Here is a 6,470-nt window from a genome sequence, read left to right as displayed (position 1 = left end):
CCTCCCCCAACCCCCCCCCGAACCAGCGCCGCACACACAGGCAGTCTACCCCCCCCCCCCCCCCCCCCCCCCCCCCCCCCCCCGGCGCCCGGAAGGGCCGGCTAGAGGGCCTTCAGGCCCGCCATCCAGGTCTCGACGTCGGCGGACGTCCGCGGCAGGCCCGCGGAGAGGTTCTCGTTGCCCTCCGCCGTGACGAGGATGTCGTCCTCGATCCGGACGCCGATGCCGCGGTACTCCTCCGGCACGGTCGTGTCGTCGGCCTGGAAGTAGAGGCCGGGCTCGACGGTCAGCACCATGCCGGGCTCCAGCACGCCGTCCACGTACGTCTCCGTACGGGCCACCGCGCAGTCGTGCACGTCCAGGCCGAGCATGTGGCCGGTGCCGTGCAGCGTCCAGCGGCGCTGGAGGCCGAGCTCCAGGACGCGCTCGACCGGGCCCTCGACCAGGCCCCACTCGACGAGCTTCTCGGCGAGCACCCGCTGGGCGGCGTCGTGGAAGTCGCGGTACTTCGCGCCCGGCCGCACCGCCGCGATGCCGGCCTCCTGGGCCTCGTACACCGCGTCGTAGATCTTGCGCTGGAGCGCGGTGTACGTGCCGTTGACCGGCAGCGTGCGGGTCACGTCGGCGGTGTAGAGCGTGTGGGTCTCCACCCCCGCGTCCAGGAGCAGCAGCTCGCCGGAGCGGACCGGGCCGTCGTTGCGCACCCAGTGGAGGGTGGTGGCGTGCGGGCCGGCGGCGCAGATGGAGCCGTAGCCGATGTCGTTGCCCTCGACGCGGGCGCGCAGGAAGAACGTTCCCTCGATGAAGCGCTCCGACGTGGCCTCGGCCTTGTCGAGGACCTTCACGACGTCCTCGAAGCCGCGCGCGGTGGAGTCGACGGCCTTCCGCAGCTCGCCGATCTCGAAGGCGTCCTTCACGAGCCGCTGCTCGCTGATGAAGACGCGCAGCTCCTCGTCCCGCTCGGCGGTGACCTTGTCGGTGAGGGCTTCCTCGATCGCGGCGTCGTGGCCGCGCACGGCGCGGACGGGGCCGGTGGCCGCGCGCAGCGCGTCGGCGAGGTCGCGCACGTCCGCGCACGGCAGGCCGTAGAGGCGCTCGGCCTCGGTGAGGCTGTGGCGGCGGCCGACCCACAGCTCGCCCATGCCGTCGAGCCAGAACTCGCCGTTCTCACGGTTGGAGCGGGGGAGCAGGTAGAGCGTGGCCTCGTGGCCCTCGGCCCCGGCCGGCTCCAGGACGAGCACGCCGTCCTGGGTCTGGTCGCCGGTGAGGTACACGTACTCCGTGGACGCGCGGAAGCTGTACTCCGTGTCGTTGGAGCGGGTCTTCAGATTGCCGGCGGGGATCACCAGGCGCTCGCCGGGGAAGCGGGCGGAGAGCTCGGCACGGCGCCGGGCGGTCTCCGGGGCCTGGGCGATCGGCTCGAGGTCACGGAGCTCGGTGTCGGCCCAGCCGGACTTCATGTTCTCGGCAAGCTCGTCGGACACGGCCGGGTACAGACCGTTCTTCCGCTGCTTGATGGGCTCGTCACCCTCGGGGTTCTCGGGCGCGGGCTGCTGCTCGGTCACTGCTCTCCTCCTCGGACGGGGCGTTTCCATCGTATGTGCGAGGAAAAGTGAGGGAGAAGGTCAGCAGCGAAGGTTTGAACGGGAAAGCGCGCAGAAGGCAGGTCGCCGACCGGGACAATCACGTACGGAACAAGATCATTCGAAGTGCGCGGCCAACAGGACGACGTCCTCACCGCTGTCGCTCCCGTCCGCCGCCTCGTCGGTGTCATCGGCGCCGTCCGGGGTGGGGAGCATGGTCCGCAGGACGTGCTCCGCGATGGCGTCCGGGTCGCGCAGCGCGGCCCGCGGGACGCTCGCCGCCGCCGAGCGCAGCCGGGCGAACGCCCGGTCCATCGTGTCGCCGGTGCGGTGCAGGAGGCCGTCGCTGTAGAACAGCAGCGTCTCGCCGGGCGCGGGCTCGATCTCGACGCTCGGCGCCTCCCAGCAGGCGAGCATGCCGAGCGGTGCGGAGAGGGAGGTCTCGACATACTCCACGCGGTGCTCACCGATGATCAGCGGCGGGCAGTGCCCGGCACCGGCCAGCACGACCTTGCTCCCCCGGCTCGCCGGGCGGTCGGTCCCGGCGGGCTCGCAGTAGGCGAAGAGAGCGGTGGCGGCGCGCGCGGGCTCGGTCAGCCGCAGCAGGAGTTCGAGGTCGGAGAGCACGGCGACCGGATCCTCGCCCTCCATCACGGCGTACGCCCGCAGGGAGGCCCGCAGCCGGCCCATCGCGGCGACGGCGCTGGGTCCGGAACCCGTCACTCCGCCGACCGCCAGGCCGAGCGCGCCCTCGGGCAGCGGCAGCGCGTCGTACCAGTCGCCCCCGCCCCGCGGGCCCGACCGGTGGCGCACGGCCAGCCGGACCCCGGCGACCCGGGGCAGCCGGCTGGGGAGCAGCTCCTCGCGGAGGGTGGTCACGGTGTCCCTGGCCGCGGCCAGTTCGAGATGGCGGGCGAGGTGCTCGGTGGCGTAGTCGCGGTAGAGGCCGATCAGGTGCCGCTGGCGCCCGCTGGGCTCGGCGGGCTCGTCGTAGAGCCAGACGGCCGCGCCGATGCGGCCCGCGGCCTCGGACTCCAGGGGGAGGGCGTAGCTGGCGCCGTAGCCGAGGCGGGCCGCGACCTCGCGGTGGCGGGGGGTGAGGCCCTCCTCGGCGGCGATGTCCGGGTGGGTGACGCCGGCGCGGGAACCGGCCGGAGGGAGGTCGTCGAAGAGGCGGCCGTAGGAGTCGGCGCCGGGGGCGTGCCCTTCGCGCCGGGCGGGGGTGTGGTGCGGGATGGTCTCGATGTGGCCGAGGTCGGCGCGGCCGAGCCCGAGTCCGACGGTGGTCGGGGGGTCCTGGCCGGGCCGGAGGGTGACCAGGCCGCGGCCGGCGCCGACGAGCGAGGACCCGGCGCGCAGCACCTCGCGCAGGGCCGCGTCGAGGGTGGCGGTGCGCGCGAGCCGCTCGGTGAGCTCCTGGAGGGTGACCAGATCGGAGATCCAGCCCGCGAGCCGGTCCTGCACGAGGGCGTTGGTCGCCGGCAGGGACAGGCCGTCCGGGTCGGCGGCCGGGCCGTGGGGGTCGGCGGGGCCGTCCGTTCCGGAGGGGTCCGGGGTGGCGGGGTCGCCGGGAGGGGCGGCGGAGGAGGGGGGAGGAGTGTGCGAGGGAGCGGGAAGTGGAGGGTTGATTCCGGCCACTTTCGGCAGATGTGGGGTCGTCATGGCCGTCTGCCCGGGGCGGGCCGCGCGGCGATGCGGTGGCCCGGGCTCCGGAAAGCCGCGCGCGGCATCTCGGCGAACCCTCTTGACCAGCTGGTTGGCCTGTGCTTTTTCGTCAATAGCATCGCAAACCCCCTGTCGTGTTGCGCGCTATCAGTGCTCCACATGTACACGCCTGAGTAAGCCGATGTCCAGCACTGGACCGGTGGGATTGGTGGTGTCTATGGGGTTTCAAAGTTGGCCGGAAAATGGTCCCGAGGGCATGGATTTGAGGTCGACTGGCGTTGCTCGACAGCGCGTCATATCCACCCCGGTGGGTACGTACTCGGAGAAGGGCAGGGGCAGTTGGGGCCGCCCCGGAACCCCGCGGCGGACCCGAGCGTCTTCCCCGGCAAGGCCGCGCCCGCCCCCGAGGGCGTGGGGGAACCCGTTGCCGCGGACGAGGGGTGCTTAAGGCTCGGCACAAAGCGCCATGGGCGCGCCACCCCCCGCCAGGTTTCACGCTCCGCCCGTGGCGTGATGCGCTGCGTTGTAGATGCAGTGACTTTTGATCCACGTGGTGTGCCGGCCTCGAAAGGGCCACGGCGTGTTGAGCAGCGCGTGAGGTCGGAGCCGTAGTGCCATGGAAGCCGGTCGCGGCCCGACGCAGTGCCACCGCGATGCCACGCAGTCCGTACGGCCCAGGCAGTCCGGCAGCTCCTCGCAGTGCCCGGCAAGTTCACGCAGTACCGATGGCTCGGTCAGTTCACGCAGTTCAGGCAGTTCCACGCAGTGCGATACGACCCTTGTCTCCGACAAGGGCCCCAACTTCGGCGTTCACGGAAAGGAACGAGCGCTCATGCGCGAGATCCTCGGAAGGCGACGCAAGCTCTCGCTTCGGCGGGGCGGCCGCTCCGCGGTGCTCACCGCGGCCCTGGCCTATGCCACGGAGTGGCAGTGGCCCGTGCTCCCTGGTGTGGGGCTGCGGTCCGGCGGCGGCCGCGAGCGCGAATGCGCCTGCCCGCACCCCGACTGCGCCGCCCCCGGCGCCCACCCGTTCGACCCCGGCCTGCTCGCGGCGACGACGGACGCCCGGATGGTCCGCTGGTGGTGGACCAACCGTCCCGACGCCCCCGTCGTGCTCGCCACGGGCGGGCGCGCGCCGTGCGCCGTGAGCCTGCCGGCCGTCGCGGGCGCCCGCGCGCTGGTGGCCTTCGACCGCGCGGGCGTGCGCCTCGGGCCCGTGGTCGCCACCCCCAGCCGCTGGGCGCTGCTGGTCGCGCCCTACTCCCTGGAGGTCCTCGGCGAGCTGCTCCACGAGCAGGACTGGGTGCCCGGTTCGCTGCGCTTCCACGGTGAGGGCGGCTATGTGGCGCTGCCGCCGTCGCCCACGGGGGCCGGCCGGGTGCGCTGGGAGCGGGCGCCGCAGCCCGCGGGTTCCACCGGTGGCACGGCCCGTACGCTCCGGGCGGACCGGGGGCGTGCGGCGGTGCCCGCGCGCCCGTGGCTGCCGGACATCTCCACCGTCGTCGACGTCCTCGTCGCCGAGAGCGCGGGCACGCCCGGGGGCGGCAGCAAGCTCGCCTACTGACCGGCCTCATGGGCCGCGGACGGAGCGAGGAGTGGCTGCCCTTCAGGGGCCGCCGGTGCGGGAAGCGGAGAGCGCGTACGGACGGGAGACGCACGCGCTCTCACTCGTAAGGGTGTAAGCCGCTCCGAGAAGTGCGGTTACCGCCGCGCGGCCGCCCGGGAGGGGCCGTCCTGCCCGCTATGTTCTGGTGAGGGCCTGCGCCGGATGTTCTGCCGGGCGCCGTCGGCCCGGCGGGGTCTCGGAAGCCGTCCCCGCGTCTTCAGCGTTCGCGGCGAGTTGCAGGTGATCCTTATGGAGCGTCGGTCCGGTGTGCCCGGAGAAGCCAGTGCGTCCCGGCAGCGGGGGGCCGGTCTTCGGATGATCGCGCTCGCCGGCGTGGTCGCCCTGGCGATCGTGCTGCCGCTGGCCGCCGCCACGGCGGGCCCGGCGGGAACGGCGAGCCCGGAGAAGGGCCGCGGCCGGACCGGGAACGGCCCCAAGGGCGAGCGGGCGCGGACTGCGGTGCCGCTCACGGCCGTGGCCGGCGCCCCGGACGCCCGGGAGCCGGGGCCCGCGCCGGCGGCCGACGAGAGCGAGGGCTCTGACGGGAAGGGCTCCGGCGAGGACGGCGTGCGGGACTCCACGCGCTGCGGCCCCGAACTCGCGGCGCCCGAAGGCGTGGAGGCGCAGACCTGCGTCCTGCGGCAGGGGAACGACACCTGGGCGCGCACGTACTACCGCAACGCCACAGGCGGGCCGCTGACGGCCGTACTCACCCTCATGGACCCGACGGGCCGGACGGTCGAGGTGCAGTGCCAGATGGGGCCCTCGGACGACCCTGACGGGTGCGAGACGCCGCACGGCCGGACCGTGCGTGATCCGCGGCAGCGCGACGCGTACTCGGCGGTGGCGGAGATCGCCGGAGCCGACGGGCGGATGCTGCTGCGGTCGGGCAGCAACTCGGCGGGCGGCGGGGCGGATTAGGGCCGGCCGGGGGCTGGAGTCGGACACTCGATCCCGGCGGTCGGCGGGCGCCGTCACCAGAATGGTGACGCGGGGCATCCGGGGCGTCGGTCTGTCGCTGACGCCGGCACGTCGAGCCCGTCCGGCGGTTGAGGACATCGCCGCGTAGCGGTGGTGCGGGGACGGGACGCCCGAGGGCTGGCACAAGACCCGCCGGACGCGGCGGCGAGGCATGGAAACGCCCGGTCGCTGGCGACGGGGGATGCACCAGCGACCGGGCTCCTAGAACGGTAACAAGAGATCGGCCGTTCGCAAATTCGATCGCGGATATCCGGACGTGTATTTCCGGGCAGACAGCGGGAGTTGTGACAGGAGTCACGTAAATGGCGCCGCCGACGCACCGGAATCAACCACTCCGCCGCCCGCGACGGCTTCCGTGCGGTCGATGTGTCGACCAGAGGGTGGACGGATGCGCGGAGGGGGCGCGGACGGATGACGGACCGGCGCACGCTCGTTGTCGGCGTGCCGGTGGTGCGCTCGCGTCTGCGGGCCCGGTGCGTCGGCGGCGGGCCGCCCCGGAACGGCCGGACGGGGCCCGGGGGGGGGGGGGGGGGGGGGGGGGGGGGGGGGGGGGGGGGGGGGAGGAGGGGGGGTGGGGGGGGGGGGGGGGGGGGGGGGGGGGAGACGGGGGGGGGGGGGGGGGAGGAGTTAGGATG

4 protein-coding genes are annotated in these 6,470 nt (G+C 74.0%); 2 read left to right on the top strand and 2 right to left on the bottom strand.

The features are described from left to right. Positions 1 to 101: 101 nt before the first annotated feature. On the bottom strand, positions 102 to 1,565 hold the full coding sequence (locus tag ACZ4A5_RS03980) for an aminopeptidase P family protein (RefSeq protein WP_467578175.1): 1,464 nt from the start codon (positions 1,563 to 1,565) through the stop codon (positions 102 to 104). 135 nt (positions 1,566 to 1,700) lie between these two features. Continuing rightward, positions 1,701 to 3,245 carry a PP2C family protein-serine/threonine phosphatase gene (locus ACZ4A5_RS03975; RefSeq protein ID WP_467578173.1) on the bottom strand — a complete coding sequence of 515 codons (1,545 nt, stop codon included), beginning with the start codon at positions 3,243 to 3,245 and terminating at the stop codon, positions 1,701 to 1,703. An 835-nt stretch (positions 3,246 to 4,080) separates the two neighbouring features. On the opposite strand from ACZ4A5_RS03975, the gene ACZ4A5_RS03970 reads away from it, so the two are divergent. Further along, positions 4,081 to 4,812, top strand: coding sequence for a bifunctional DNA primase/polymerase (locus ACZ4A5_RS03970; RefSeq protein WP_467578171.1), 732 nt, complete (start codon positions 4,081 to 4,083; stop codon positions 4,810 to 4,812). Positions 4,813 to 5,169: 357 nt separating this feature from the next. Then, positions 5,170 to 5,775 (top strand): hypothetical protein, encoded by a 606-nt coding sequence (locus ACZ4A5_RS03965; protein ID WP_467578169.1) that lies wholly within the window; start codon positions 5,170 to 5,172, stop codon positions 5,773 to 5,775. Positions 5,776 to 6,470: the final 695 nt, after the last annotated feature.

Source organism: Streptomyces sp. NPDC025618 (genome assembly GCF_055558795.1).
This window is presented reverse-complemented; position numbering and strand designations above follow the sequence as displayed.